Source organism: Dankookia sp. GCM10030260, from assembly GCF_042666655.1.
GTDB lineage: Bacteria > Pseudomonadota > Alphaproteobacteria > Acetobacterales > Acetobacteraceae > Paracraurococcus.
The window spans coordinates 34,348-58,537 of record NZ_JBHTDE010000001.1; the positions used below are offsets into that span (position 1 = coordinate 34,348).

Sequence of the window (24,190 nt, forward strand, 5' to 3'; positions counted from 1 at the left end):
CCGTATCATCGTGCCATCGGCCGGCGCCAAGGCTGGCTATTGGGGAAACGATCCGATGACCACTTTCAGCCGCCGCGGCCTCGGCGCCGCCGCCTTCGCCATGGGCCTCGCGCCCGCCATCCTGCGCGCCCAGGGCAAGACCGTGCTCCGCATCGGCTGGACCAGCGGCGACGGCGCGGCGGACCCCTATGCGGTCGGCGCCCGCGCCTTCCAGAAGGCACTGGCCGACCGCGCCGGCGACCGGATCGAGGTGCAGCTCTACCCCAACCGCGCCATCGGCGACGAGCGCCCGCTCCTGGACGGCATGCGGCTCGGCACCGTCGACATGGGCGTCATCACCAATGCGGTGATCGCCCAGGTCGAGCCCGCCTTCCAGGTGAACGACATGCCCTTCCTGTTCAGCTCGGAAGCGCAGGCGCAGACGGTGCTGGACGGCAAGGTCGGCGCCTCGCTCAAGCAGCGGCTGGAATCGAAGGGCGTCATGCCACTCGGCTTCATGGAAGGCGGCTTCCGCCACATGATCAACAACGTCCGGCCGATCGTGACGCCCGGCGACCTCAAGGGCATCAAGTTCCGCGTCCTGCAGAGCCCGATCTATATCGAGATGTACAAGAGCCTCGGCGGCAACGCGGTGCCGATGGCCTGGGGCGAGACCTTCACCGCGGTCCAGCAGGGCGCCATCGACGGGCTGGAGATCCCGCTCGGCATCATCGACCAGAACAAGTATTTCGAGGTGACGAAGTACCTGTCGCTGACCGGGCATATCTATTCGATGATCGGCCTGCTGATCGCCAGGCGCAGCTTCGACCGCCTGCCGGCCGACCTCAAGGCGGCGGTGACCGAAGCGGGCGCCGAGGCGACGAAGGTGCAGCGGGCATCCAACGCCGCGGCGCAGGCGGTCTTCCGCGAAAGCCTGGTGAAGCACGGCATGCAGGTGAACGAGGTGCCGGACAAGGCGGCGTTCCGGCGCGGCGTGCTGCCGATGTACGAGAGCTTCAAGGGCCAGATCGGCGCCGACGTGATCAAGGACGCCCTGGCGGCGGTGGAATAGGTGCCGCTGCTGTCGCCGCTCGCGCGCGGCATCGCCTGGGTGACGCGGGCCAGCATCGCGCTGTCCGCCGCGCTGATGCTGGCCGCCATCACCTACCAGGTGGTGATGCGCTATGTCTTCGGCGACACGCCGAGCTGGTCCGAGGAGCTGGCCGTGCTGCTGTTCAGCTGGTCGGTGCTCGGCGGCCTGGCGCTCGGCGTGCATGAGGGCTGGCATGTGCGGCTGACCGCGCTGCCGGACCTGCTGCCGCGCGGCCCGCGCATCCTGGCGGAGCGGCTGACCGATGCGGTGACGGCGGCGCTGGGCGGGTTCCTCGCCTGGTCCGGCTGGCGCTTCCTCGACCTCACCTCGGGCAGCGTCTCCGCCGCCATCGGCTATCCGATCGAGATCCTCAACGTGCTGGCGCCGATCGCCGGCGTGCTGGTGGCGCTGTTCGCGCTGGAGCGCGCGCTGCGCCCGGGCGGGGCCCTGCCGGCGGCGGAGCCGCCGCTGGCATGACCCCGATCTCCTGGTGCCTGACCGCGGGCTTCGCCGGGCTGGTGGTGCTCGGCTTCCCCTTCGCCATCGCCATCGCGCTGGCGATCACCGCGGCGCTGCTGCTGGCGGATATCGAGCCCGCCTTCCTGGCCCAGGCATTGATCAGCGGCAGCCAGCAATTCAGCCTGCTGGCGATCCCGCTGTTCATGCTGGCGGGCGAGCTGATGACCGCGGGCGGCCTCTCCCAACGGCTGGTGGACCTGGCCGGCACGCTGGTGCGGCACCGCACCGGAGGCTTGGCGATGGTGGCGGTGCTGGCGGCGGTGGTGTTCTCCGCCATCTCCGGCAGCGCGCCGGCGACGACGGCGGCGATCGGCTCCATCCTCATCCCCGCCATGGCGCGGGCCGGCTACGACCGCGGCTTCGCCGCCAGCATCGCGGTCTCGGCCGGCGTGCTCGGGCCGCTGATCCCGCCGTCCATCGCCTTCGTCATCTGGGGGATCGTGGCGGAGCAGTCGATCGGCAAGCTGTTCCTGTCCGGCATCATGCCCGGCCTGGCGCTGGCCGCGGGCCTTCTGGTCGTCTGCTGGGTCCACGCCAGGCGCAACAAGGTGCCGAAGCTGCCGAAGGCCAGCCTGGCCGAGACATGGGCCGCCTTTCACCAGGGCAAATGGGCGCTGGCCTCGCCGCTGGTGGTGCTCGGCGGCATCTATGGCGGCATCTTCACCCCGACCGAGGCGGCGGCGATCTCCTGCGTCTATGCGCTGCTGGTCGGGCTGTTCGTCGAGCGCAAGCTGACCTTGGCCGTGCTGCCGCGGCTGTTCTCGAACTCGATGCGCACCAGCGCCATCGTCTGCGCCATCATCGCGGTCTCCACCGGCTTCGGCATCCTGGTCGCGCAGGAACAGATCGCCTCGCGCTTCGCGCATTGGATGGCGGACAACATCCAGCAGCGCTGGCTGGCGCTGGCCTCGCTCAACATCGCCTTCTTCCTGCTGGCGGCGGTCATGGACGAGATCGCCATCATGGTGATCCTCGGGCCGATGCTGATCGCCATCGCCACCCGCTTCGGCGTGGACCCGATCCATTTCGGCGCGATCATCGTGACCAACGTCGCCATCGGCATGGCGGCGCCGCCGATCGGCTATTGCCTGTTCATCGGCATGGCGATGAGCGGCCTGTCGCTGGCGCGCATCTCCCGCGCCATCTGGCCGCAGATCCTGCTGATGCTCGTGGTGCTGTTCCTGACCACCTACATTCCCGGATTCGCCCTCTTCCTTCAGCCGGCGGGGCGCTAGGATGTGCGCGAGGAGACATCCATGACCGTTATCGCCACGCGTCGCCTGCTGCTCGGTGCGATGCTCGCGGCGCCGGGCATCGCGCGCGCCGCCTGGCCGGACCGGCCGATCCGCCTGGTGGTGCCCTTCGGCGGCGGCGGGCAGACCGACATCGTCAGCCGGGTGACGGCGGAGGCGCTGTCGGCGCGGCTCGGCCAGCCGGTGCTGGCGGACAACCGCCCGGGCGGCAACGGCAACCTGGCGGCGGAAACCGTCGCGCGCGCGGCGCCCGACGGCTACACCGTGCTGGTTGCCGGCGCCGGGACGAACAGCGGGCTGAACGCGCTGCTCTACAAGGGCATCGCCTACGATGCCGAGCGCGACTTCACCCCGGTCGGGATGTTCTGCACCACGGCGAACATGCTGATCGTGCACGAGTCGATCCCCGGCCGTGACTTCGCCGGCGTGCTCGCCTGGATCAAGGCCAATCCGGGGCGGTTCACCTATGCCTCGGCCAGCGTCGGCGCCATCACCCACCTGATCATGGAGGATATCGGCGCGCGGCTCGGGCTCGACATGGTGCATGTCCCCTATCGGCAGAGCACCCAGGCGATGGCCGACATGCTGGCCGGCCGCGTGCATGCGCGCTGCCTCGGCGTGCCGGAAGCCGAGGCGATCCGCGGCGCGGCCGGCGTGCGCCCTGTCGCCCTGACCACGCCGGCGCGGCGGCCGGAATGGCCCGGCATCCCGGCCATGGGCGAAAGCATTCCGGGCTTCGAGGCCAGCGCCTATTTCGGCCTCGCCGTGCCGTCCCGCACGCCGCCCGAGTCGGTGCAGCGGCTGAACGCCGCGATGAACGAGGCGCTGCGCGACGAGAAGGTGCGCGCGGCCTATGCCCGGGTCGGCGCCGATGCCGCCGCGCCCAATGCGCCGGAGGAATTCGCCGCCCGCGCCCGCCAGGATGCGGTGCGCTGGGGCGGCCTGATCCGCCGGTTGAACCTGGTTGCCGAATAGGATCGCATGATGTCCGAGACACTCAGCCCCGAGCTGCAATCCTGGGTCGGCCGCACCCGCGTGGTGGAGGAGGATGTCGGCCTGGCCGCGGTGCGCCGCATCGCCGGCATGCTCGACCTGGACCCTGCCGCCTTCAAGAACGGCGACGTGCTGCCGCCGCACTGGTTCACCCTGTTCTTCGCCGATGCGCCGCGGCAATCCGACATCGGCCCGGACGGCCACCCGAAGCCGGGCGTCGTCCTGCCGCCGATCCCGCTGCCGCGCCGCATGGGTGCCGGGCGGCGGGTCACGATCCATGACAGCCTGCGCGTCGGTGACGTCGCCAGCAAGACGGCGGAGGTCGCCGCCATCGTCCCGAAGCAGGCCCGCACCGGCTTCATCACGGTGCTGACCATGCGCCACACCATCCGCCGCGCGGGCGAGATCATCGCGGTGGACGAGTTCGACGCCATCTACCGCGAGGCGGTGAAGCCGGGCGAGAAGAGCGGCACCGGCGTGCCCGTGCCGGCGCCGAACGATCCGTCCTGGGGCATGACCAGGCACCTGACCGCGCCGCTGGTCTTCCGCTATTCCGCCATCACCTGGAACGCCCACCGCATCCACTACGACGCGGACTACTCGCGGCAGGAGGAGGGCTACCCGAACACGGTGCAGAACGGCGGGCTGACGATGCAGCTGCTGCTGGACGCGGCGGTGGCGCATACGCCGGGGACGCTGCGCGGGTTCAGCGCGCGGCTGACACGGCCGATCCATGTCGGCGACACCATCACGCTCTGCGGCCATGCGCCGAAGGACGGCAAGGTGCTGGCCTGGGTGCAGGACAAGGACGCCAACCTCTGCGCCCAGCTCGACTGCGAGTTCGGCTGATGGCCGGTGGCCCATTGGATGGCGTTACGGTGGTGGACCTGACGACGGTCGTCGTCGGGCCGATCTGCACGCGCACGCTGGCCGACCAGGGCGCCGCGGTGATCAAGGTGGAGGCGCCGGGCGGCGACATCCTGCGCTACCTCGCGGCCGGGTCGCGCTCCCCGGCCATGTCGGGCAAGTTCATCAACTTCAACCGCAACAAGCGCGCCATCACGCTGGACATCAAGCGGCCTGCCGGCCTTTCGGCGCTGAAGCGGCTGATCGGCGCGGCAGATGTCTTCGTCTCCAACGTCCGTCCCGCCGGCCTGGCGCGCGCGGGGCTGGATGCCGCCGCGCTGGCGTCGCTCAATCCGCGGCTGATCCATTGCGGCATCGTCGCCTTCGGCGAGGGCGGCCTCTATGCCGGCCGTCCGGCCTACGACCCGGTGATCCAGTCGCTGTCCGGCGTCGCCGGCACCTTTGAACGGGCGACCGGCGAGCCGCGCTTCGTGCCCATGGTGATGACCGACCACATCACCGGCCTGGTCGCGGCGCAGGCGATCGGCTTCGCGCTGTACCGCCGCGAGAAGACGGGGCAGGGCGAGGCGATCGAGGTGCCGATGTTCGAGACTGCGGCGAGCTTCGTCATGAGCGAGCACCTGGGCGCCGCCACCTTCGACCCGCCGGAAGGCCCGACCGGCGATGCCCGGCTGCTGAGCCCGGATTACCGCCCGCTGCCGACCGCCGACAGCTACATCACCGTCCAGCCCAACAGCAACCCGCAGGCCTTCGCCTTCTTCGATGCCATCGGCCGGGCGGAGCTGAAGGACGACCCGCGCTTCAACACGCCGATCGCCCGCACCGATAACGCCGCCGAGTACTTCCGCGTGCGCGTCGATGGCCTGGCGCGGAAGACCACCGCCGAATGGCTGGAGATCTTCGCCGCGGCGGACGTGCCGGCGGCGCGCTACAACACGCTGGATGACCTGCTGGAAGACCCGCACCTGCGGGATGTCGGCTTCTGGCACCTCGACGACCACCCGACCGAGGGCCGCATCCGCCGTACCCGTACGCCCGTCACCTTCGCCGGCGGCATGCGGGAGGAGACGCTGCCCGCGCCGCGCCCCGGCGCGCAGACCGATGCCATCCTGGCGGAAGCCGGCTACACCCCGGCCGAGATCGCCGCGCTGCGCGCGACCGGCGCCGCCCAATGAGGACCACGGCCATGACGCTGCCCAACTGGCGCTCCCTGCTGTTCGTCCCGGTGACTGCCGAGCGCTTCGTCGCCAAGGCGCACACGCGGGGCGCGGATGTCATCATCCTCGACCTCGAGGACAGCATCCCGCCACCGGAGAAGGACACCGCGCGCGCCGCGCTGGCGGCCGCGGCGGCGGTGGTCGGCCAGGGCGGCGCCGAGATCGCGGTGCGCATCAACCGGCAGCTTGAGATCGCCATCCCCGACATCGCCGCTGCCGTCATGCCGCAGGTCACCGCGCTGATGCTGCCGAAGGTGATGGGGCCGGAACACATCAGGCTGCTGTCGGAGGTGGTCGGCGCACGCGAGGCGGCGCTCGGCCTGCCCATCGGCCATACCCGCTTCATCGCCCTGGTGGAGACGCCGCAGGCGCTGCCGCACCTCTATGCCATCGCCGCGGCCGACCCGCGCATGGCGGCGATGGCGGTCGGCAGCGAGGATCTCTCGACCGAGCTGGAAGCCGTGCCGGGCGCCGACATGCTGTACCATTTCGGCATGATGGTCGTGGCCGCCACGCGGGCGGCCGGCATCCTGCCGCTGGGCTCGATCGGCGCCTTCGCCGATTTCAACGACCTGGACGGCTATCGCGCGGCGCTCAAGCGGTCGCGCAGGCTGGGCTTCGCCTGCACGTCCTGCATCCATCCGCTGCATGTGCCGATCATCAACGAGGAATACGGCGTGGCGCCGGCCGAGGCCGACCGCGCCCGGAGGCTGATCGCCACCTTCGACGAAGCGCTGGCGAAGGGTGCCGGCGCCGTCGCCTTCGAGGGCGCGATGATCGACCTGCCGGTGGTGGAACGCGCGCGCCGGCTGCTGGCGCGGGCACGCTGAGGGAGAAGACGCGCATGGACGCCACCCACGACCCGCAGCGGCGAAGCTTCGTCGCCTCCGCCGATGGGCATGCGGATTTCCCGATCCAGAACCTGCCGCTCGGCATCTTCTCCCCGCGCGGCGGCGAGGCGCGCGGTGGCGTGGCGATCGGCGACAGCATCCTCGATTTGCCCGCGGTGGCGCATCTGCTGTCCGGCGATGCGAAGCGCGCGGCGGAAGCGGCGGCCGGCGATGCGCTGAACGGGCTTTTCGCACTCGGCGCCGGGCCGCGGCGGGCGTTGCGCGCGGCGCTGTCCGACCTGCTGGCGACGGGCAGCGCGCAGCAGGCCGCGGTGCGGCCGAACCTCCATGACGCCACCGACTGCACGCTGCACCTGCCGGCGCGGATCGGCGACTACACGGATTTCTTCGCCGGCATCCACCATGCCAGCAACGCGGGCAAGCTGTTCCGGCCGGAGAATCCGCTGCTGCCGAACTACAGGTATGTCCCCGTCGCCTATCACGGCCGGGCCTCCTCGGTGCGCGTCTCGGGCTCCGCGGTGCGGCGGCCGAAGGGCCAGCGCAAGCCGGCGAACGAGACGGTGCCGAGCTACGGTCCGAGCCGCAACCTCGACTACGAGATGGAATTCGGCATCTGGGTCGGCACTGGCAACGCGCAGGGCGAGCCGATTCCGATCGCCGAGGCGGCCAAGCACATCGCCGGTTTCTGCCTGCTGAACGACTGGTCGGCGCGCGACGTGCAGGGCTGGGAGGCGCAGCCGCTCGGCCCCTTCCTGGCGAAGAATTTCCACACCTCCATCAGCCCCTGGGTCGTCACGCCGGAAGCGCTGGCGCCCTTCCGCATCGCCCAGGCGCCGCGGCCGGACGGCGACCCGAAGCCGCTGGACTACCTGTGGGATGAGGCCGACCAGGCGCAGGGCGCGCTGGACCTGGCTGTGGAGGTATCGCTGGTGACGCGGCAGGGCGGGCCGTTCCGCCTCTCGCTGTCGAACACCAGCCATTTGTACTGGACCTTCGCCCAGATGGTCGCGCACCACAGTTGCGGCGGCTGCAACCTGGCGCCGGGCGATCTCTTCGGCAGCGGCACCATCTCCTCCCCCACCGAGGACGGGTTCGGCGCGCTGCTGGAGATCACCCAGGGCGGCCGCAAGCCGATCACGCTGCCGAATGGCGAGGAGCGGCGCTTCCTGGAGGATGGCGACACCGTGGTGTTCCGCGCCCAGGCGAAGCGCGACGGCTACGTGACGATCGGCTTCGGCGAATGCCGCGGCACGGTGCTGCCCGCGACATGACGGTTCGATCGGCGGCGCGCCGCATGGCGGGGGAGCGATGGAGATGAGCGTGCTGGACGGCATCAAGGTGGTCGAGCTCGGCCAGGTGCTGGCCGGGCCTTTCGCCGGCGCCATCCTCGCCGATCTCGGCGCCAGCGTCGTCAAGGTGGAGAAGCCCGATGGCGGCGACGATGCGCGGCAGATGGGCCCCGCCTTCCGGCATGGCGACGCGCTGAATTTCCACGAGTTCAACCGCGGCAAGCGCAGCGTCACGCTCGACCTGAAATCGGCCGAGGGCGTCGCCGCGCTGCATGGGCTGCTGGCCGATGCCGACATCCTGGTGCACAACCTGCGCCCCGGTGTCGCGGAAGCCCTGGGGCTCGGGCCGGAGGCCGTCGCCGCGCTGCATCCGCGGCTGATCTACTGCGCCATGGGCGCCTTCGGCCACAAGGGTCCGCTGTCTCGCCGCCCGGGCTACGAGCCGCTGTTCCAGGCCTTCGCGGGTCTCTCCTCGATCACCGGCGAGCCCGGCGGCCCGCCGGTGCGGATGGGCGCCAGCGTGGTGGACCAGGGGACGGGGATGTGGACCGTCATCGGCGCGCTGGCCGCCCTGCAGCAGCGCGCGCGCACCGGGCGCGGCTGCGTGGTGAATACCTCCCTGTTCGAGACGGCGCTGATGTGGGGCGGGCAGAAGATCAGCGCCTATGTCAACCAAGGCAAGCTGCCCGAGCGCCACGCCTCCGGCCACCCCAATTTCGTACCCTACCAGGCCTTCGACTGCGCTGATGGCCCGCTGCTGGTCTGCTGCGGCAATGACCGGCTGTTCCGCAAATTCGCCGACGTGCTCGGCCAGGATTGGCCGGCCGATCCGCGCTTCGCCACCAACCGGCAGCGGCTGGCCAACCAGGCCGCGCTGCTGCCGGCGATCGCCGCGCTGCTGCGGCCGCGGCCGCGCGGCGAGCTGGCGGAGGCGCTGATCGCCGCCGGCGTGCCGTGCTCCCCGGTCAACTCCATCCCCGAGGTGATGGCGGAGCCGCAGACCGCGGCGATGGAGATGCTGCAGCCGGTGCCGGGCGAGGATTTCTCCCTCCTCGCCATGCCGCTTTCCTTCGACGGCGAACGCCCGCGCATCCGGCACGCGGCGCCGCGGCTGGGCGAGGCGCCGATGACCCCGCAGGTAATCGATCCGGCGCCCCGCAAGGGCTGATCCTGCTCGCGTCGACGGCCCCCGGCCGCCGCGCAACGCAGGAGAGACCCTATGCACGACACGCCGACCGACCGCACCGTCGCCCGCCGGAACGCAGGCGTCGCGGCACGAGCGAGCGTCATGGAACGCATCATCCCCTCCGACTTCCTCCGCCGCGTGCTGCTGGCGGATGCGGCCTGCAGCGGCGCGATGGGGCTGCTGCTGGCGCTGCTCGCCGGACCGCTCGCGCGCTGGTTCGGCCTGCCTGCCGCCATGCTGCTGCAGGTCGGCGTCTTCCTGCTGGCCTTCGCCGGCTTTGTCGCGGTGCTGGGGCTCCGGCGCGCCTCGCCGCGCCTGCTGGTCTGGCTGGTGATCGTCGGCAACGCGCTCTGGGCGCTCGACAGCGTGCTGCTGCTGGTCTCCGGCTGGGTGGCGCCGACCGTGCTCGGCGGCACCTTCGTCGTCGCCCAGGCGCTGGTCGTCGCCTTGTTGGCGGAGCTGGAATACACCGGCCTGAGCCGTTCCGCGCGCCTCGCGGCCTGAGCCTGCGGCGCATCGGCCAGGAACTCCTGTCCATGACCGCATGCAAAGCCAGCCACGACCGGCGGCGCGCCTTGGCCGCCGGCATCCTTCAGGCGGATGCCGGCACCGTCGCCGGGCCGACGGCGCCGGCGGCATGACCCCGCAGGCCGTGCCCCGCATCGTCGAGCAACGCCCGGCCTCCGCGCCGGTCGATGCCGCCGGCGGACTCCGCCACCTGAACCGGACCCCGGAGCGCGATGGCTTGGGGCGGAATCGCCGGAAAGCCCGGTCGCGCGGCCTCGCGGACGCTGAACCATGCTGCGTGAGCGAAGCCCGACGCCGCGTGCGTCAGCGCGGCCTCCTGGAGGCGATCGGCGGAACGGGCGCCGGTGCCGGCGCGACCTGGTCCTGCGGCGGCACGATGTAGTGCGGCTGCGGATAGGTGACGACCGGCGGGGCGTAATAGGCCGGCGGTGGCGGCGCATAGTACACCGGCGGCGGGTAGTAGGCCGGCGGCGCCCAGTAGCCGCCGTAATAGGGCGGCGGCGCGTAATAGGCCGGTGGGCCGAGATAGACGCCGAACCCGCCGCCATGCCAGCCGCGTGCCTCCGCGGCGCCTGGTGCCAGGGACGCCGCCAGGCCCAGCGCGGCGGCGAGGCAGGCGGCGCGACGGATCGACATGGTGCACCCTCCGGTTCCGCGCGGCCGCGGCGGCCGGCACGGATGCCGAAGATAGGCCGCTGCCGGCCCGGTGCAATCCGGTCGTCAACCGGCCAGGGTGCGGGCCTCCGCCAGGCAACGCTCGCGGGCGGCGGCGATGCGCCGGTCGATGCCGTCCAGCCTTGCCGCGTCGCACGCCAGCGCGTCCCGCCGCGTCGCCAGCAGCCGTGCCATCTCGGCCGGGGCCGGGCCGCCGAGCACGCTGCGCGCCCGGATGTTCGCCGCCGGGTCCAGCGCCTGCGCCACTGCGGCCTCGGCGATGCCCAGCGGCTTGCCGAACAGCGCGGCGGCGGCACGGTCGAGATCGGCGCTGCGGATCGCATCCGCCGGCAGCCCGGCCGCCAGCGCGTCGCGGACCACCAGTGCCACCACGTTGTGCGCCATGCGGAAGGACATCCCGCTTTCACGGACGATGACGTCGGCCAGCTCGGTGGCGCTGCCGAAGCCCTCGGCGGCGGCGCGGGCCATGCGCTCCGGCCGCAACGCCAGGCCGGCGAAGACCTCCTCCAGCAGCGCCAGGATTCGCCGCGTCCGCAGCGCCGCATCGAGGATCGGCTCGTTCACCGCGGTCACCGCGTCGCCCACATCGGCGAAGGGGGTGTTCTTGGTGCAGGCCAGCGCTGCGGTCAGCGCCCCCTGGATCATCCCCGCCGCGGCGCGGACATGTTCCAGCGCCGCCGGGTTCTTCTTCTGCGGCATGATCGAGGAGACGGCGGAATGCCGGTCCGCCAGCTCGAGGAAGCCGTATTCCCAGGTGGACCAGGCGATCAGGTCGGTCGCCAGCCGCGACAGGAAGCTGGCCAGCACCGCCATGGCCGAGGCCGCCTCCAGCCCGTCGTCGCGCGAGGCGACGGCGTCGTAGGCGATCTCCAGGGGGGCCGCGAAGCCCAGCAGGTCGGCGACCAGCGCGCGGTCGAGCGGGAAGGCGGTGGTGGTCAGCGCCCCGGCGCCGAGCGGGCAGCGATCCGCATGCGCCAGGGCGCCCGCCAGCCGGACCTGGTCGCGCGCCAGCACGTCGGCGGCGGCCAGCAGCCAATAGCCGAAGGTGACGGGCTGGGCATGCTGGGCATGGGTATAGCCCGGCATGACCACGGCGGCATGCTCCTCGGCCAGCCGCAGCAGCGTGCCGCGCAGGCCGAGCAGCGCGCGCTGCGCCGCGGCCAGGTCGCCGCGCAGCGCCATCCGCCAGGTGGTGGCGTTCAGGTCGTTGCGGCTGCGCCCGGTATGCAGCCGTCCCCCCACATCGGCGCCGAGCACCTGGACGATCCGCCGCTCGACATAGGAATAGAGATCCTCCGAGCGGTGGTCGACCGGCACGCCGTCCGGCCCCTGCGCCGCCAGCTCCAGCACGGTGCGGAGGCAGGCGCCGATCGCCTCCCGCCCCACGATGCCCTGGCGTTCCAGCATCAGCCCATGCGCGCAATGCGCCCACATCTCATGCTCGAACACCGCGGCCTGGGCGCGGGCGACGGCGGGGCGGTAGTAGCTCTCGACCAGCAGGGCGGAGGGCGCCTCCTTCACCCGCTCCCGCAGGCCGACCTCCGCCGCGCCGCTCACTCGTAGACCAGCGACAGGGTCTCGGCGACCAGGGCCGGGCGGTCGCTGCCCTCGACCTCGACCGTCGCCTCCATGGTGACGCGGGCGCCGCCCTGGATCGGCTCGACGGCCTTCAGCGTCAGGTGGCCGCGGACGCGCGACCCGGCCGGCACCGGCGCGGTGAAGCGCACCTTGTTCGAGCCGTAATTCACCCCGCGGCTGCGCTGCTTCACCTTCCAGATGCCGTGGTTGAGCTTCGGCAGCAGGGACAGCGTCAGGTAGCCATGCGCGATGGTCTTGCCGCCCGGCATCTCCCGCTTGGCACGCTCGACATCGACATGGATCCATTGGTGGTCGCCGGTCGCCTCGGCGAACTGGTCGATCATCTTCTGGTCCACCACCAGCCAGTCGCTGCTGCCGAGCTTCTGGCCGATATGCTTCGGCAGGTCGGCGATGGTCTCGATCTCGAGCATGGTTTCCTCCGTCTTATCCTTGGGGGAATTCCTGGCACGGGCGGGCGGGCTTGGCCAGCGGGGCAGGGCGGGGGATCATGCGGCGTGATGCCCGATTTCCAGCCCGCCCCCGGATCGCTCCCACCCGGCCACCGCGTCTATGCGATCGGCGATGTGCATGGCTGCGACGACCAGCTTGCCAGCCTCCACGCCATGGTCGCGGCCGACCTCGCGGCACGGCCGGTGGCGGCGCCGCTGCTGCTGCACCTCGGCGACTATGTCGACCGCGGCCCGGCCAGCGCCGGGGTGGTGGCGCGGCTGGCCGGCGGGTCCCCCTTGCCCGGGGTGCCGGTGGTCAACCTGATGGGCAACCACGAGCGCACCATGCTCGACGCCCTGCACGGCGAACGCGCCGCGGTCACCGACTGGCGGATCAGTGGGGGCAGGGAGGCCCTGGCAAGCTGGGGGCTGGACGCCGACGGCGACCCGGCGCTCTGGGGCGCGGGCATCCCGGCGGCGCATCTCGATTTCGTGCGGGGCCTCGCGCTGCACCACCGGCTCGGCGGCTATCTCTTCGTCCATGCCGGGCTGCGGCCGGGCCTGGCCTTCGAGGACCAGTCGCCCGACGACCTGATCCGCATCCGCCACGCCTTCCTGAACTCGGACGCGGATTTCGGCGCCGTGGTGGTGCACGGCCATTCGCCGACCCGCGGGCCGGTGGTGAAGGCGAACCGGATCGGCATCGACACCGGCGCGGTCTTCGGGCGGGAGCTGACCTGCCTGGTGCTGGAGGACGATCGGCTGGCCTTCCTGCAGGCATGAGGAACGGCGCGAGCCCGGGATGGATCGCGCTGCCGGCCGGGCTGCTGGCCGTCGCGCTGCTCGGTTGCGCCGGCCCGGCGGCGGACAGGGCGCCACCGTCGCTGCTGGCCGATGACGACCGGCTCTGCGCGGCGCGGGTCGGAGCGCGGCCCGAGCCCCCCGGAAAGGATCCCGGTGCCGGTCCCGGCGACCTGGTCGCGTCCGGTTTCTCCCGCAATGCGGCCGAGGTCGCCGACGCGATCGGTGCCGGCGCACCCCTGCTGCAGATGGCGATGCTGGAGGCCCGCGGGCCACGCGGCCTTGCCGAGGAATTGCGCCTGCTGCGCCTGCGCCAGGCGGTCATGGACCGGATCATGCTGACGATGCTGGACATCTCCGGCATGCTCGCCGCGATCGACTGCGAGGGGGAGCGCGGGGACCAGCTGCGGGTCCGCCTGCAGGGGATCGAGAACCGGCGTACCCGCAGCCTCGGCATCGCCAGCATCATGGTCGGCGCGCTGACCGCGGCGGTCTCGGGCGGCCTTTCGGTCGCGGGCGTCGGGGGCAGCGATGTCGCGGCGATGACGGGCGGCCTGGCCGAGGCCTCGGTCGCCACGGCGCTGCTGTTCGGCTCGGCCTCCGGCCGCCTGCGGTCGGAACGCAACCTGCTCCGCGATGTCTGGCTACGGCCCGCGCGGTCGGACCTCTTCCCCGCCCCGGTCTGGCGCTACCTGACGCGGCGGCCCGACGGCGAGGCGGGCCGGCCGAGCATCGCCGAGGCGGTCATCGCGGCCTGGCGTGCCGCCGACCTGCTCGGCGAGCCGGGTTCGGACACCGAGCGCGCGCGGATCGCGCTGCTGTTCGGCCCGGGCGGTGTCTACACGGTGGAGGAGCTCGAGGCACGGGACGCCATGCTCGACCTGCTGGAGGCGCAGATTGCGCTGATGAGCGGCGACCTCCGGCTGCTCCTGCAGGAACTGCTCGCGCGGTCGGGGCCGACCGCGGCGCCACCGCCGCGCCTGGGATAGAGCAGATCGCGGGCGGGCGCGCGCCCGGAGGCGTGGATCGGCTCCGGGAACAAGGCGCCACGGCGGTGCCGCGGTCGCTTCCGAACGCAAACCGCCGTCGCGGGCATGTCCTCGCGCTGCGGCCGCGCTCAGGCCTGCCGCTTCCGCGTCTGGCTCCAGCCGATCCACAACCCCGCCGCCATGATCACCGCGGCACCCACCCAGACCCCGGCATCCGGCCAGTCGCCGAAGACGAACCAGCCGATCACCACCGAACCGATCAACTGGAAATACTGGAAGGGCGAGATGATGTTGGCCGGCGCATAGCCCAGCGCCTTGGCGACGCAGTAATGCCCGGTCGCCCCCAGCACGCCCAGGCCGCAGAACATCGCCAGGTCGCCCCAGCCGTCCGGCGTCTGCCAGACGAAGGGCAGCACCAGCAGCATGACGAAGGCGCCGACCACCGAGCTGAACAGCGCCGAGGTCTCCGGGCTGTCCACCCCGGCCACCCGCCGGGTCAGGATCTGATACAGCGCGTAGCAGCAGGCGCTGAGCACCACGAGCAGCGAGGCCGGGTGGAACAGCGCCGTCCCCGGCCGGATCACCACCAGCACGCCGAGGAACCCGCAACCCAGCGCCGCCACCCGGGCGGGCGTGGTCCGCTCCCCCAGCATCGGCCAGGCCAGCAGCGCCACGATCAGCGGCGCGGTCAGGCTGATCGCGGCCGCCTTGGCGATCGGGATGAAGGTGATGGCGAAGAAATGGCAGAGGTTGGAGGTGAACAGCATCGCCGACCGCGCCAGCTGCACCCCAGGCCGCCGGGTCCGCAGCACGCGCAGCCCATATTTCGGCAGGAAGGCCGCCAGGAGGAACAGGATATGCCCGAAGGCCCGGGCCCAGGAGACCTGCAGGCTGGAATACTCCGCCCCCAGCAGCTTGGCGAAGCTGCTCATGATCGGGAACAGCAGGCCCGATGCGCACATGAACAGGATGCCGAGCAGGATGCGTTGCGCCGGGTAGGCGGGGGCGCCAGCGGTCGCCACGGCCGGGGGCGGCGGCCTGGAATCCTCGGTCACGCGCTCTGATGCTCGCTTATTGCATGGCTGCACACGATGCGGCGTGCAGCTTTTTCTCGCAACCGCAGCACGCGGCACTATATAAGGTAGGTGCCGGGAGGGGCGTGTTGCGCCCCCGAACCGCCAAACAGGCCCATGAACGGCCTACGGCTTGCATCCGGCAGCCCATCTGGCCCGTTTCATGGCGCGACCCCCAAGGGGGGCGCGGAGAAGAACACTGTTGACCACACCCTTTGATGTTCCCTTCGACCTGGCCGACGCGCCGGACGAAGCCCCCCCGCATGGCATCTCGCCGGCCGAGGCGGCGATCCTCGCCTCCGGCCTCGAGGTCGAGGCGCGGGAGATGCCCGCGCTGATCCGCCGGGTCGAGCGCCGCCTGCCGGCCGACGCCGCGTCCGTCCGCATCGCCCTGCGCGAGGTCCGCCGCCGCGCCTGGATCTCCCGGCTCAACCACCTGGCCAGCAAGGCCGGCCGGGCCTGGGTCCGCCGTGCCGATGCCGAGGCCGCGGCCGCCACCATCACCGACCTCGCGCCGGACGACGCGACCCTGCTCGCCGCGCTCGACGCGGCGCTGGGCCATCGCTTCCGCGCCCTGGGGCATTCGCCCGAGGATTCGCTGGAAGCGGTCGTCATCGACCTGTCCGAGGCCGCCAACGGCGCCGCCGCCGGGACGCTCGCGCCCGACCGCCACGCCGAGCTGGCGCGCGAGGTCGCGGTCGCCTTCGGCCTGCATGGCGAGGAGGCGATCCCCTTCCTCGAATCGGTCGGCGCCACCGAGGCCCGCCGCCGCCGCGAGGTGCGCGACGCCGAGACCGCCGCCCGCAACAAGCGGCGCGAGGAGGTCCAGCGGCTCAAGACCTGGGAAAAGAGCCTCGTCGAATTCCGCGACGTGTCCGGCCTGCTCGGCTGCGTCGAGAAGGAGGCGCTGCGCTGGGTCGCCGCCGGGCTGATCCCGGTCGCCCGCCGCATCCCGCAGAAGGGCGGCCGGGAGAAGTGGGAATTCGATCCCGCCGAGCTGGCCAACCTGCGTGGTAGCGTCCCGCAGTGGCGGGAGGCCGACAAGGGCGCGCTGGACGCGAAGAAGCGCGGCGGCCTGGCATCCCCGGCCTTCAAGCTCGGCCGCGGGGCGAGCGCCGCCATCGCCCGGGTCGCGGCGCTCGACCGCTATGCCGGCCACTTCGCCACCGCCCGCGCCTTGAACCGCCGCATCACGCTGATCACCGGCCCGACCAATTCGGGCAAGAGCCACACCGCGCTCGACCGCCTGGCCAAGGCCGAGAACGGCATGGCGCTGGCCCCGCTGCGGCTGCTGGCGCATGAGTTCCGCGATGCGCTGGCCGCCCGCGGCGTGCCCGCCTCGCTCTCGACCGGGGAGGAGCGCATCCGCGTCCCCGGCAGCCGGCATTTGGCCGCGACGGTCGAGATGTGCCCCTTCCACCTGCCGGTGGACGTGGCGCTGATCGACGAGGCGCAGATGCTGGGCGACCGCGACCGCGGCGCCGCCTGGACCGCCGCCATCATGGGCGCCCCGGCGCGCGACGTCTTCGTGCTCGGCGCGCCGGAAGCGGCGACCCAGGTGCGGCGGATCGCCGCCCTTTGCGGCGACCCGATGGAGGAGATCAGCCTCAAGCGGAAGGGCCCGCTGACCGCCTCGAAGACCCCGGTCTCGCTGGGCGACCTGCAGGTCGGCGACGCCATCGTCGCCTTCTCCCGCCGCGACGTGCTCGACATGCGGGCGGAACTCGTCCGCCGCGGCCGCCGCGTGGCGGTCGTGTACGGCGCGCTGAGCCCCGAGGTGCGGCGCGCCGAGGCGGCCCGCTTCCGCGACGGCGACGCCGATATCCTGGTGGCCACCGATGCCATCGGCATGGGCCTCAACCTGCCGATCCGCCGCGTCATCTTCTCGACGCTGCGGAAGTTCGACGGCGAGCAGCGCCGCGAGCTGAACACCCAGGAAGTGAAGCAGATCGGCGGCCGCGCCGGCCGCTACGGCCGCTTCGAGGAAGGCGTGGTCGCGGTGCTGGCCGGCGGCGGCAGCCCGGAATTCATCCGCATGATGCTGGATGCCGACCCGGTCCAGCCGGAGGATTCCCGCCCGCTGGTCCAGCCGGATGCCGACATCATCGCCAACGTGGCGCAGGAGATCGGCTCCGACAGCCTGTTCGGCGTGCTGGCGCGGATCAAGCGCGCCGTGCTGCGGCCGGACGATCCCAACTACCGCCTGGCCGACCTGACCCAGGCGATGGCGGTGGCCAGCGCGATCGACGGCGTCGCCGGCATGACCCTGCTGGAGCGCTGGACCTACGCCATGTGCCCGGTGGACGAACGCGACAACGGCACCGCGCGCCTGGCCCGCTGGGCGATCGACCACGGCGCCGGCCGCCCCGTGCAGCCGCCTTCCGCCGGCCGCCTGCCGGCGCCGGAACGCGCCAGCCGGGACGAGCTGGAGCGTGCCGAGAAGACCCACAAGCGGCTGGTCGCCTGGCGCTGGCTCGCCCTGCGCTTCCCGGATGCCTATGTCGCCCGCGACGAGGCCAATGGCGAGACCGAGCGGCTGGACCGCTGGATCGAGGACGTGCTGCGCCAGCAGCGCCGTTCGAAGCTGGTCGCCTGATGCCTGCCATGCCCGCCTTCCTGTTCCGTTTCGAGGGGCCGCTCGTCGCCCCGAGCCGAGTACCGCACTGATGCCCTTTCCCGCCCTTCCCCCCACGCTGCTCGCCGCGCTGACCGAGCGCGGCTATGCCGAGCCCACCCCCGTCCAGGCCGCCGTGCTGGAGGCGCCCACCGCCGGCCGCGACCTGCTGGTCTCGGCGCAGACCGGCTCGGGCAAGACCGTCGCCTTCGGCCTGGCCATGGCCGCCGAGCTGATGGGCGAGGCCGAGCGCCTGCCGCCGGCCGGCGCGCCGCTCGCCCTCGTCGTCGCGCCGACGCGCGAGCTGGCCCTGCAGGTGCAGGCCGAGCTGACCTGGCTCTATGCCGCGGCCGGCGGCCGCGTCGTCTCCGCCGTCGGCGGCACCGACCCGATCGCCGAGCGCCGCGCGCTGGCCCGCGGCGCGCATATCGTCGCCGGCACGCCGGGGCGCCTCCGCGACCACCTCGAGCGCGGCAACATCGACGCCAGGTCGATCCGCGTCGTCATCCTCGACGAGGCGGACGAGATGCTCGACATGGGCTTCAAGGAGGAGCTCGAGGCGATCCTCGAGACGACGCCCGCCGAGCGCCGCACCCTGATGTTCTCGGCCACCGTGCCGCGCGGCATCGCCCAGCTCGCCAAGCAGTACCAGCGCGACGCGGCGCGGATCTCGGCCGGCGACGAGGGCGCGCAGCATGGCGACATCGACTACCGGGCGCTGCTGATCGCGCCGCACGAGACCGAGCGCGCCGTGGTCAACGCGCTGCGCTTCTTCGAGGCGCGCGCCTCGCTGGTGTTCTGCCGGACGCGTGCCACCGTCACCCGGCTGCACGGCAACCTGGCGGAACGCGGCTTCGCCGCCGTGGCCCTGTCCGGCGAGCTGTCCCAGGCCGAGCGCAACCGCGCCCTGCAGGGCTTGCGCGACGGCCGTGCCCGCGTCTGCGTCGCCACCGACGTCGCCGCGCGCGGCATCGACCTGCCCGACCTCGGCCTGGTCATCCATGCCGACCTGCCGACCGACCCGGAGACGCTGCTGCACCGGTCCGGCCGTACCGGCCGCGCCGGCCGCAAGGGCACCTCGGTCCTGCTGGTGCCGCACAACAAGCGCCGCGCCGCCGAGCGCCTGCTGATGGATGCGCGGCTGCGCGCGACCTGGGCGCCGGCCCCCTCGGCCGAGGCGATCCACGCCCAGGATGATGCCCGCATCCTGGTCCAGGCGCTGGAGAAGACGGGCGGGGAGGATGCCGGCGACGGCGACCTGGCCCTGGCCCGCAAGCTGCTGGAGGACCGGCCGGCCGAGGCCGTCGCCGCGGCGCTGATCCAGGCGCTGCGCGCGCCGCTGGCCGCGCCCGAGGAACTCGCCGCGGTGACCGATCGCGGGCCGTCGCCCGGGCCGCGGATGCAGCGCGACTCCGGCCCGCAGCAGGAAGGCGTCTGGTTCCGGATGAATCTCGGCCGGGCCAACGGCAATGCCGATCCGCGCTGGGTGCTGCCCTTCCTCTGCCGCCGCGGCCACGTGACCCGGCAGGAGATCGGCCGCATCAAGGTGCAGGAGAACGAGACGCAGTTCGAGGTCGCCCCCTGGGCGGCCGAGCGCTTCGCCGTCGCGGCGCGGAAGCCGGGCGAGGAGGAGGACGCGCATATCCAGATCCAGTCGCTGCAGGGCGGCGCCATGCCGGCCGCGACCGGGCCGGCCCGCCGGCCGTCGCCGCATCGCGGCCCGCGCCCGGCGATGGACCAGATCCGCCGGCGCGAGGTGCGATAGGCACCTCGCGCCCGGGATGGTGCCGGGGGCGGCTTCGCGCGTAGCCTCCGGCCCATGCAGCTTTTCTACTCCACCGGCTCCCCCTTCGCCCGCGCGGTGCGCGTGGCGCTGCGCGAGACCGGGCTGATCGGCCGGGTCGAGGAGGTCGTCACCACCCTCCGCGACCCGGCCTCCTCTCTACTGCCGCACAACCCGGTCGGCCGGGTGCCGACCCTGGTGCTGCCGGACGGCACGGCCTTGACCGAGACGGCGCTGATCCTGCCCTTCCTCGGCACACTGGGCGGGACCTACCCGCTGGTGCCGCGCGCGGCGCTGGCGGATTTCGGCCGCGTGCTGGGCGCCATGGACGGCATGGCGGTGTGGAACCGCGAATTGCGCCGGCCGCCCGGCGAACGCTCCCCCACCGTCATCGCGCTGGAGACGGTGCGGACCAACCGCGTCGCCGATGCTTGGGAGGCGGAGGTGGCGGGCGGCGGCTGGGCGCTCGACGCGCCGCCCGACGCGCCGCGGATCACGCTGGGCTGCCTGCTCGGCTATGCCGAGATGCGCCACCGCGCCTGGGCCTGGCGCGAGGGCCGGCCGGCGCTTTCAGCGTGGTTCGACCGGATCGCCGCGCGGCCCTCCTTCGCCGCCACGATCCCGCCGGTCAGCGGCATTTGACATAAGCGGGCATGGCGGCAGACTCGCGGCCAGCGCAGGTCGCGGGAGGGCGTGGACGCCCGGACGCGTGAATCCGCGCTGCGAACAACAGGCTGCCGCGGCCTGCGTTCATGCCTGAACGCAGGCCGCGGCTGTACCGGAGAGCCCAGGCATGGCCATGCAGCCGCGCGATCGCGTCCCCTATTCCGCCATCGTCGACCGCCCGGCGCTGCGGCTGCCCGGCGGCGCCCGCGTCGCGGTCTGGACCATCGTCAACCTGGAGGTCTGGGACATCGAGAAACCGATGGCCCGCCAGGTGCTGCCGGCGCCGACCGGCCAGGTGCTGTCCCCCGACGTGCCGAACTGGTCCTGGCACGAATACGGCATGCGGGTCGGCGTCTGGCGCTTCTTCAAGCTGTACGAGAAGCTCGGCATCGCGCCGACCCTGTCGATCAACGCAAGGGTGGTCGAGGACTACGAGCGCGTCGCGGCGCAGGCGCGCGAGGCCGGCTGGGAATTCATGGGCCATTCCTGGGAGCAGGGGCCGATCCACAAGGAGCCCGACCAGCGGGCGATGATCCACCGGTCGATGGACCGGCTGGAGAAATTCACCGGCAAGCGTCCCGTCGGCTGGCTCGGTCCGGGCCTGACCCAGACCTGGGAGACGCCGGAGCTGCTGGCCGAGGCCGGCGTGCAGTATATCGGCGACTGGGTCTATGACGACGAGCCGACCACGATCCGCACCGACAACGGCCCGCTGGTCACGCTGCCCTACACGGTCGAGCTGAACGACATCCCGATGATGATCGTGCAGCACCACGAGAGCGACTACCTGCTGAAGCGCGCCATCGACCAGTTCGACCGGTTGTACGAGGAAGGCGCGGAGCGGGCGAAGATCATGTCGCTGGCGATCCACCCGTACATCTCGGGCCAGCCGCACCGGATCAAGTACCTCGAGGCCTTCTACGACCATGTCGCGCGGAAGACCGGGGTGCTGCACTGGAACGGCGTGCAGTTGCTGGAGTGGTACCGGTCCGAGCAGGCGCGGCTCAGCCGGACCTGAAGGCGTAGTCGGCGCGGAGGCTCCGCCAGATCTCGACCTGGCGGGGCCGTTCCAGCAGCGCCGGCAGCCGCGCCTCGAAGGCCGCGCGGTAGGGGCGGTGCATCTGCACCTCGACCAGGTCGCGGCGGTCGGTCCAGGTCTCGTAGAGCAGGAAGCGGCAGGGGTCGTCCGGCGCCTGGTGCAGGATCGTGCTGAGGAAGCTCGGCTCGTGCCGCATGGCGTCCAGCACGGGCGCGAGCAGGGCAAGGAATTCGGCCTCCAGCCCCGGCCTCACCTGCAGGGTAATGAGGACGGTGAAGGGCTCCGGCATGGTGAGTCTCCTGCGTCGAGGGGTGCAGGGAGCCACCGATGGGGCGCGGGATCGATTACCTCGCGGGTAAGGCCGGGGACGGGAAAAGCATTCCCTCCCCGTTGGACGCATGCGTCCAACCCCTCCCTTCCTTTTTCTGTGGGTTGGCACCTGCGGCGCGGCGGGTGCCAACCCACAGAAACAGAGGCGGGTCCAGGGAGGATACCTCCTCCCTGGCCTTGCTTCATCTTCTGGACGCACTCAGCCGAGGATATCGGCCGGCGCCTCCCGCCGCAGCCTGTCGCCGAGCTCCATGCCCAGCATCGCGGCATCGGCGGCCGGGCCCTCGATCGTCTGCCGCACCACGAAAGACCCGTCCGCCCGGGCGATCAGCCCGGTGAGGAACAGCGACCCATCCGGCCGCAAGGTCGCATGCGCCCCGATCGGCGTGCGGCAGGACCCATCGAGCGCGCCGAGCAGGGCGCGTTCCGCGGTGGCGACGATGCGCGCGGTGCGCGACTCGATGGCCGCGAGCAATTCGTGCAACTCGACATCCGTCTCGCGCACGGTGACGCCGACGATGCCCTGGCAGGCGGCGGGCAGCATCATCGCCGGGTCCAGCAGCACGCCGGCCTCCCTTTCCAGCCCCATCCGCCGCAGCCCGGCCAGCGCCAGGAAGGACGCCGCGAAGTCGCCGTTGCGGACGCGGCCGAGCCGGGTCTGGATATTGCCGCGGATCACCTCGCAGCGCAGGTCGGGCCGCATCGCCAGCACCTGGGACTGGCGGCGGACGGACGCCGTGCCGACCAGCGCGCCATGCGGGATGCAGCCCAGCGGGTCGGCGCGGTCGGGCGCGCCGCACACCGGGCCGAGGATGATGGCGTCGCGCGGGTCCTCCCGTTCCAGAGTGCAGGCCAGGACGATGCCGGGCGGCAGCTCGGTCTCCAGGTCCTTCAGGCTGTGCACGGCGAAATCCACCTGGCCGTCCAGCAGCGCCTCGTGGATCTCCTTGGCAAAGAGCCCCTTGCCGCCGATATCCGCCAGCGGACGGTCCTGCACCCGGTCGCCCTCGGTGCTGATGACGTGTTCCTCGAAGGCCTTGGCGTCGCGCAGCACCGGGCAGAAGCCGCTGACGATCGAGAGGAAATGCCGCGTCTGCCACAAGGCGAGCGGCGAGCCGCGGGTACCGACGCGCAGCGGCAGGGTGCGGCCCTGGCCGTGGCGGCCCGCGGCGGGGGTGTCGAGGCTGCGAAGGCGGCTCATGCGAAGGCTCCGGCGGTCATGGCTCAGGCGCGCGCCAGGCCGAACAGATGGGCGAGGTCCTTGAAGAAGATCCGCACATGCGCCATCGGGTCGCGGCGGACCAGCTCCTTGTTCATGTAGCTTTCCCAGGTCAGCCGCTGCACGTCCTTGTCCTGGCAGATGGAGACGAACTTCTCCCGCCGCTTCTCGGACGAATACCAGAAGTACTGCATGATCCCGAGGATCCAGAAGACCCGGCCATGCGCCTTCATGAAGCGCTTGCGGGCGAGGCCGAGGGCCGCCGCGCGGCCGGTGGCGAGGCATTCCTCCACGGCTTCGGCCGCCAGCCGGCCGCCGAGCATGGCGTAGAAGATGCCCTCGCCCGAGGCCGGCGCGACCACGCCGGCGGCATCGCCCGCCAGCACCACGTCGCGGCCGTTGTCCCAGCGCTTGGCCGGCTTCATCGGGATCGGCGCGCCTTCGTGCCGGAGGGTGCGGGCGCCCTCCAGGCCGGTGGTCCTGCGCAGCTCGGCGATCGAGCCGCGCAGCGAGAAGCCCTTCACCGCCGAGCCGGTGCCGATGCTGGCGGTGTCGCCATGCGGGAAGATCCAGGAATAGAAATCCGGCGAATGCTTGCCCTGGTAGAAGACGTCGCAGCGGCGGGCGTCGTAGCTGCCGGTGCCTGGCTTCGGCGCCTCGATGATCTCGTGGTAGGCGAAGACGCAGGGCACCGTGGCGGCGATCGGCACTTCCTGCTTCGCCACCTTGGATTTCGCGCCATCGGCGCCGATGACGGTGCGGGCGCGGAGACGCATTTCCTCGCCCGACTTCATGGCGTAGACCACGACTGCCACGCCGTCGGCATCGCGCTCGATCCGCTCGTAGCTGCCGGTGTGGCGCTCGGCGCCGGCCTCGGCGGCGCGCACCCGCAGGAATTCGTCGAAATGCTCGCGGTCGACCATGGCGACGTAGCCGTTGCCGTCGATCGGCATGTCCACCTCGCGGTTGGACGGCGCGATCATGCGGGCGGCGTTGACCCGGGCGACGATGATGTGGTCGGGGATGTCGAAGTCGCGGATCGCCCGCGGCGGGATGGCGCCGCCGCAGGGCTTGATGCGCCCCGCCTTGTCGAGCAGCGCGACCCGCCGGCCGCTCCGCGCCAGGTCATGCGCCGCGGTGGCGCCCGAAGGGCCGCCGCCCACAATCACCACATCCCAGGTCTCGGCCAACATGGATCG

General features: G+C 72.1%; 23 protein-coding genes. 16 read left to right on the plus strand and 7 right to left on the minus strand.

The genetic code is table 11. The features are described 5' to 3' along the window. The first annotated feature begins 55 nt into the window (after positions 1–55). Genes ACFQS7_RS00185 through ACFQS7_RS00230 form a run of 10 tightly spaced genes read left to right on the plus strand, consistent with a single transcriptional unit; the run spans position 56 to position 9,751 of the window. Entirely contained in the window at positions 56–1,051 is a 996-nt protein-coding gene (locus tag ACFQS7_RS00185) for a TRAP transporter substrate-binding protein (protein ID WP_380064995.1), read from the plus strand. Then, positions 1,052–1,549, plus strand: a complete 498-nt coding sequence (locus ACFQS7_RS00190; protein WP_380064996.1) for a TRAP transporter small permease — start codon at positions 1,052–1,054, stop codon at positions 1,547–1,549. Further along, positions 1,546–2,826: a TRAP transporter large permease gene (locus ACFQS7_RS00195; RefSeq protein WP_380064997.1), complete on the plus strand. Its 1,281-nt coding sequence runs from the start codon at positions 1,546–1,548 to the stop codon at positions 2,824–2,826. Before ACFQS7_RS00190 ends, ACFQS7_RS00195 begins: the two co-directional genes overlap by 4 nt. 21 nt (positions 2,827–2,847) lie before the next feature. Beyond that, positions 2,848–3,819 (plus strand): Bug family tripartite tricarboxylate transporter substrate binding protein, encoded by a 972-nt coding sequence (locus ACFQS7_RS00200; protein ID WP_380064998.1) that lies wholly within the window; start codon positions 2,848–2,850, stop codon positions 3,817–3,819. A 9-nt stretch (positions 3,820–3,828) separates the two neighbouring features. Then, positions 3,829–4,686 carry a MaoC family dehydratase N-terminal domain-containing protein gene (locus ACFQS7_RS00205; RefSeq protein WP_380064999.1) on the plus strand — a complete coding sequence of 286 codons (858 nt, stop codon included), beginning with the start codon at positions 3,829–3,831 and terminating at the stop codon, positions 4,684–4,686. After that, positions 4,686–5,879 carry a CaiB/BaiF CoA transferase family protein gene (locus tag ACFQS7_RS00210; RefSeq protein WP_380065000.1) on the plus strand — a complete coding sequence of 398 codons (1,194 nt, stop codon included), beginning with the start codon at positions 4,686–4,688 and terminating at the stop codon, positions 5,877–5,879. Before ACFQS7_RS00205 ends, ACFQS7_RS00210 begins: the two co-directional genes overlap by 1 nt. Positions 5,880–5,890: 11 nt before the next feature. Beyond that, positions 5,891–6,751 (plus strand): HpcH/HpaI aldolase/citrate lyase family protein, encoded by an 861-nt coding sequence (locus tag ACFQS7_RS00215; protein ID WP_380065001.1) that lies wholly within the window; start codon positions 5,891–5,893, stop codon positions 6,749–6,751. Positions 6,752–6,765: 14 nt separating this feature from the next. Beyond that, positions 6,766–8,043 carry a fumarylacetoacetase gene (gene fahA / locus ACFQS7_RS00220; RefSeq protein ID WP_380065002.1) on the plus strand — a complete coding sequence of 426 codons (1,278 nt, stop codon included), beginning with the start codon at positions 6,766–6,768 and terminating at the stop codon, positions 8,041–8,043. Between the two features lie 43 nt (positions 8,044–8,086). Beyond that, complete coding sequence (locus ACFQS7_RS00225; RefSeq protein WP_380065003.1) at positions 8,087–9,229, plus strand: CaiB/BaiF CoA transferase family protein; 1,143 nt, start codon at positions 8,087–8,089, stop codon at positions 9,227–9,229. A gap of 51 nt (positions 9,230–9,280) precedes the next feature. Further along, the gene (locus tag ACFQS7_RS00230) at positions 9,281–9,751 is read left to right on the plus strand and encodes a hypothetical protein (RefSeq protein WP_380065004.1); all 471 of its coding nucleotides are present in this window, start codon (positions 9,281–9,283) and stop codon (positions 9,749–9,751) included. 327 nt (positions 9,752–10,078) lie between these two features. On the opposite strand, the gene ACFQS7_RS00235 is transcribed toward ACFQS7_RS00230, so the two are convergent. The 3 genes from ACFQS7_RS00235 to ACFQS7_RS00245 all read right to left on the minus strand — a co-directional run bounded on the left by ACFQS7_RS00235 (position 10,079) and on the right by ACFQS7_RS00245 (position 12,459). Further along, positions 10,079–10,411 (minus strand): hypothetical protein, encoded by a 333-nt coding sequence (locus ACFQS7_RS00235; protein ID WP_380065005.1) that lies wholly within the window; start codon positions 10,409–10,411, stop codon positions 10,079–10,081. Positions 10,412–10,495: 84 nt separating this feature from the next. Next, positions 10,496–12,007 (minus strand): argininosuccinate lyase, encoded by a 1,512-nt coding sequence (argH, locus tag ACFQS7_RS00240; RefSeq protein WP_380065006.1) that lies wholly within the window; start codon positions 12,005–12,007, stop codon positions 10,496–10,498. After that, a complete protein-coding gene (locus ACFQS7_RS00245) occupies positions 12,004–12,459 on the minus strand; it encodes a MaoC family dehydratase (RefSeq protein WP_380065007.1) in 456 nt (151 codons plus the stop codon). Before ACFQS7_RS00245 ends, argH begins: the two co-directional genes overlap by 4 nt. An 87-nt stretch (positions 12,460–12,546) precedes the next feature. Here ACFQS7_RS00245 and ACFQS7_RS00250 point away from each other — a divergent pair, with 87 nt between their 5' ends. Both ACFQS7_RS00250 and ACFQS7_RS00255 read left to right on the plus strand, forming a co-directional pair. Further along, positions 12,547–13,260, plus strand: a complete 714-nt coding sequence (locus ACFQS7_RS00250) for a metallophosphoesterase (RefSeq protein ID WP_380065008.1) — start codon at positions 12,547–12,549, stop codon at positions 13,258–13,260. Beyond that, positions 13,257–14,267: a hypothetical protein gene (locus ACFQS7_RS00255; RefSeq protein WP_380065009.1), complete on the plus strand. Its 1,011-nt coding sequence runs from the start codon at positions 13,257–13,259 to the stop codon at positions 14,265–14,267. Before ACFQS7_RS00250 ends, ACFQS7_RS00255 begins: the two co-directional genes overlap by 4 nt. Before the next feature lie 128 nt (positions 14,268–14,395). Here the strand turns inward: ACFQS7_RS00255 and ACFQS7_RS00260 are convergent, their stop codons facing one another. Continuing rightward, positions 14,396–15,322, minus strand: a complete 927-nt coding sequence (locus tag ACFQS7_RS00260) for a DMT family transporter (protein ID WP_380065010.1) — start codon at positions 15,320–15,322, stop codon at positions 14,396–14,398. A gap of 220 nt (positions 15,323–15,542) precedes the next feature. Here ACFQS7_RS00260 and ACFQS7_RS00265 point away from each other — a divergent pair, with 220 nt between their 5' ends. From ACFQS7_RS00265 to ACFQS7_RS00280, 4 genes are all read left to right on the plus strand, one after another. Continuing rightward, on the plus strand, positions 15,543–17,936 hold the full coding sequence (locus ACFQS7_RS00265; RefSeq protein WP_380065011.1) for a helicase-related protein: 2,394 nt from the start codon (positions 15,543–15,545) through the stop codon (positions 17,934–17,936). 70 nt (positions 17,937–18,006) lie between these two features. Further along, the gene (locus ACFQS7_RS00270) at positions 18,007–19,719 is read left to right on the plus strand and encodes a DEAD/DEAH box helicase (RefSeq protein ID WP_380065012.1); all 1,713 of its coding nucleotides are present in this window, start codon (positions 18,007–18,009) and stop codon (positions 19,717–19,719) included. A gap of 54 nt (positions 19,720–19,773) precedes the next feature. Beyond that, on the plus strand, positions 19,774–20,379 hold the full coding sequence (locus ACFQS7_RS00275) for a glutathione S-transferase family protein (protein WP_380065013.1): 606 nt from the start codon (positions 19,774–19,776) through the stop codon (positions 20,377–20,379). 151 nt (positions 20,380–20,530) lie between these two features. Further along, the gene (locus tag ACFQS7_RS00280; RefSeq protein ID WP_380065014.1) at positions 20,531–21,421 is read left to right on the plus strand and encodes a polysaccharide deacetylase family protein; all 891 of its coding nucleotides are present in this window, start codon (positions 20,531–20,533) and stop codon (positions 21,419–21,421) included. Here ACFQS7_RS00280 and ACFQS7_RS00285 read toward each other — a convergent pair. The 3 genes from ACFQS7_RS00285 to ACFQS7_RS00295 form a co-directional block, all read right to left on the minus strand. Continuing rightward, positions 21,408–21,731: a putative quinol monooxygenase gene (locus tag ACFQS7_RS00285; protein WP_380065015.1), complete on the minus strand. Its 324-nt coding sequence runs from the start codon at positions 21,729–21,731 to the stop codon at positions 21,408–21,410. The genes ACFQS7_RS00280 and ACFQS7_RS00285 overlap by 14 nt on opposite strands. A 240-nt stretch (positions 21,732–21,971) precedes the next feature. After that, positions 21,972–22,973 (minus strand): hydroxymethylbilane synthase, encoded by a 1,002-nt coding sequence (gene hemC, locus ACFQS7_RS00290; protein WP_380065016.1) that lies wholly within the window; start codon positions 22,971–22,973, stop codon positions 21,972–21,974. 23 nt (positions 22,974–22,996) lie between these two features. Then, entirely contained in the window at positions 22,997–24,184 is a 1,188-nt protein-coding gene (locus ACFQS7_RS00295) for a geranylgeranyl diphosphate reductase (protein WP_380065017.1), read from the minus strand. Positions 24,185–24,190 lie beyond the last annotated feature (6 nt).

Excerpts from the sequence above, each read along its gene's own strand:
- ACFQS7_RS00185 (WP_380064995.1), top strand. The coding sequence starts at position 56 with ATGACCACTTTCAGCCGCCGCGGCCTCGGCGCCGCCGCCTTCGCCATG.
- ACFQS7_RS00195 (WP_380064997.1), top strand. The coding sequence starts at position 1,546 with ATGACCCCGATCTCCTGGTGCCTGACCGCGGGCTTCGCCGGGCTGGTG.
- ACFQS7_RS00200 (WP_380064998.1), top strand. The coding sequence starts at position 2,848 with ATGACCGTTATCGCCACGCGTCGCCTGCTGCTCGGTGCGATGCTCGCG.
- ACFQS7_RS00205 (WP_380064999.1), top strand. The coding sequence starts at position 3,829 with ATGTCCGAGACACTCAGCCCCGAGCTGCAATCCTGGGTCGGCCGCACC.
- ACFQS7_RS00210 (WP_380065000.1), top strand. The coding sequence starts at position 4,686 with ATGGCCGGTGGCCCATTGGATGGCGTTACGGTGGTGGACCTGACGACG.
- ACFQS7_RS00215 (WP_380065001.1), top strand. The coding sequence starts at position 5,891 with ATGACGCTGCCCAACTGGCGCTCCCTGCTGTTCGTCCCGGTGACTGCC.
- fahA (WP_380065002.1), top strand. The coding sequence starts at position 6,766 with ATGGACGCCACCCACGACCCGCAGCGGCGAAGCTTCGTCGCCTCCGCC.
- ACFQS7_RS00225 (WP_380065003.1), top strand. The coding sequence starts at position 8,087 with ATGAGCGTGCTGGACGGCATCAAGGTGGTCGAGCTCGGCCAGGTGCTG.
- ACFQS7_RS00230 (WP_380065004.1), top strand. The coding sequence starts at position 9,281 with ATGCACGACACGCCGACCGACCGCACCGTCGCCCGCCGGAACGCAGGC.
- ACFQS7_RS00235 (WP_380065005.1), bottom strand. The coding sequence starts at position 10,411 with ATGTCGATCCGTCGCGCCGCCTGCCTCGCCGCCGCGCTGGGCCTGGCG.
- ACFQS7_RS00245 (WP_380065007.1), bottom strand. The coding sequence starts at position 12,459 with ATGCTCGAGATCGAGACCATCGCCGACCTGCCGAAGCATATCGGCCAG.
- ACFQS7_RS00250 (WP_380065008.1), top strand. The coding sequence starts at position 12,547 with ATGCCCGATTTCCAGCCCGCCCCCGGATCGCTCCCACCCGGCCACCGC.
- ACFQS7_RS00255 (WP_380065009.1), top strand. The coding sequence starts at position 13,257 with ATGAGGAACGGCGCGAGCCCGGGATGGATCGCGCTGCCGGCCGGGCTG.
- ACFQS7_RS00270 (WP_380065012.1), top strand. The coding sequence starts at position 18,007 with ATGCCCTTTCCCGCCCTTCCCCCCACGCTGCTCGCCGCGCTGACCGAG.
- ACFQS7_RS00275 (WP_380065013.1), top strand. The coding sequence starts at position 19,774 with ATGCAGCTTTTCTACTCCACCGGCTCCCCCTTCGCCCGCGCGGTGCGC.
- ACFQS7_RS00280 (WP_380065014.1), top strand. The coding sequence starts at position 20,531 with ATGGCCATGCAGCCGCGCGATCGCGTCCCCTATTCCGCCATCGTCGAC.
- ACFQS7_RS00285 (WP_380065015.1), bottom strand. The coding sequence starts at position 21,731 with ATGCCGGAGCCCTTCACCGTCCTCATTACCCTGCAGGTGAGGCCGGGG.
- hemC (WP_380065016.1), bottom strand. The coding sequence starts at position 22,973 with ATGAGCCGCCTTCGCAGCCTCGACACCCCCGCCGCGGGCCGCCACGGC.
- ACFQS7_RS00295 (WP_380065017.1), bottom strand. The coding sequence starts at position 24,184 with ATGTTGGCCGAGACCTGGGATGTGGTGATTGTGGGCGGCGGCCCTTCG.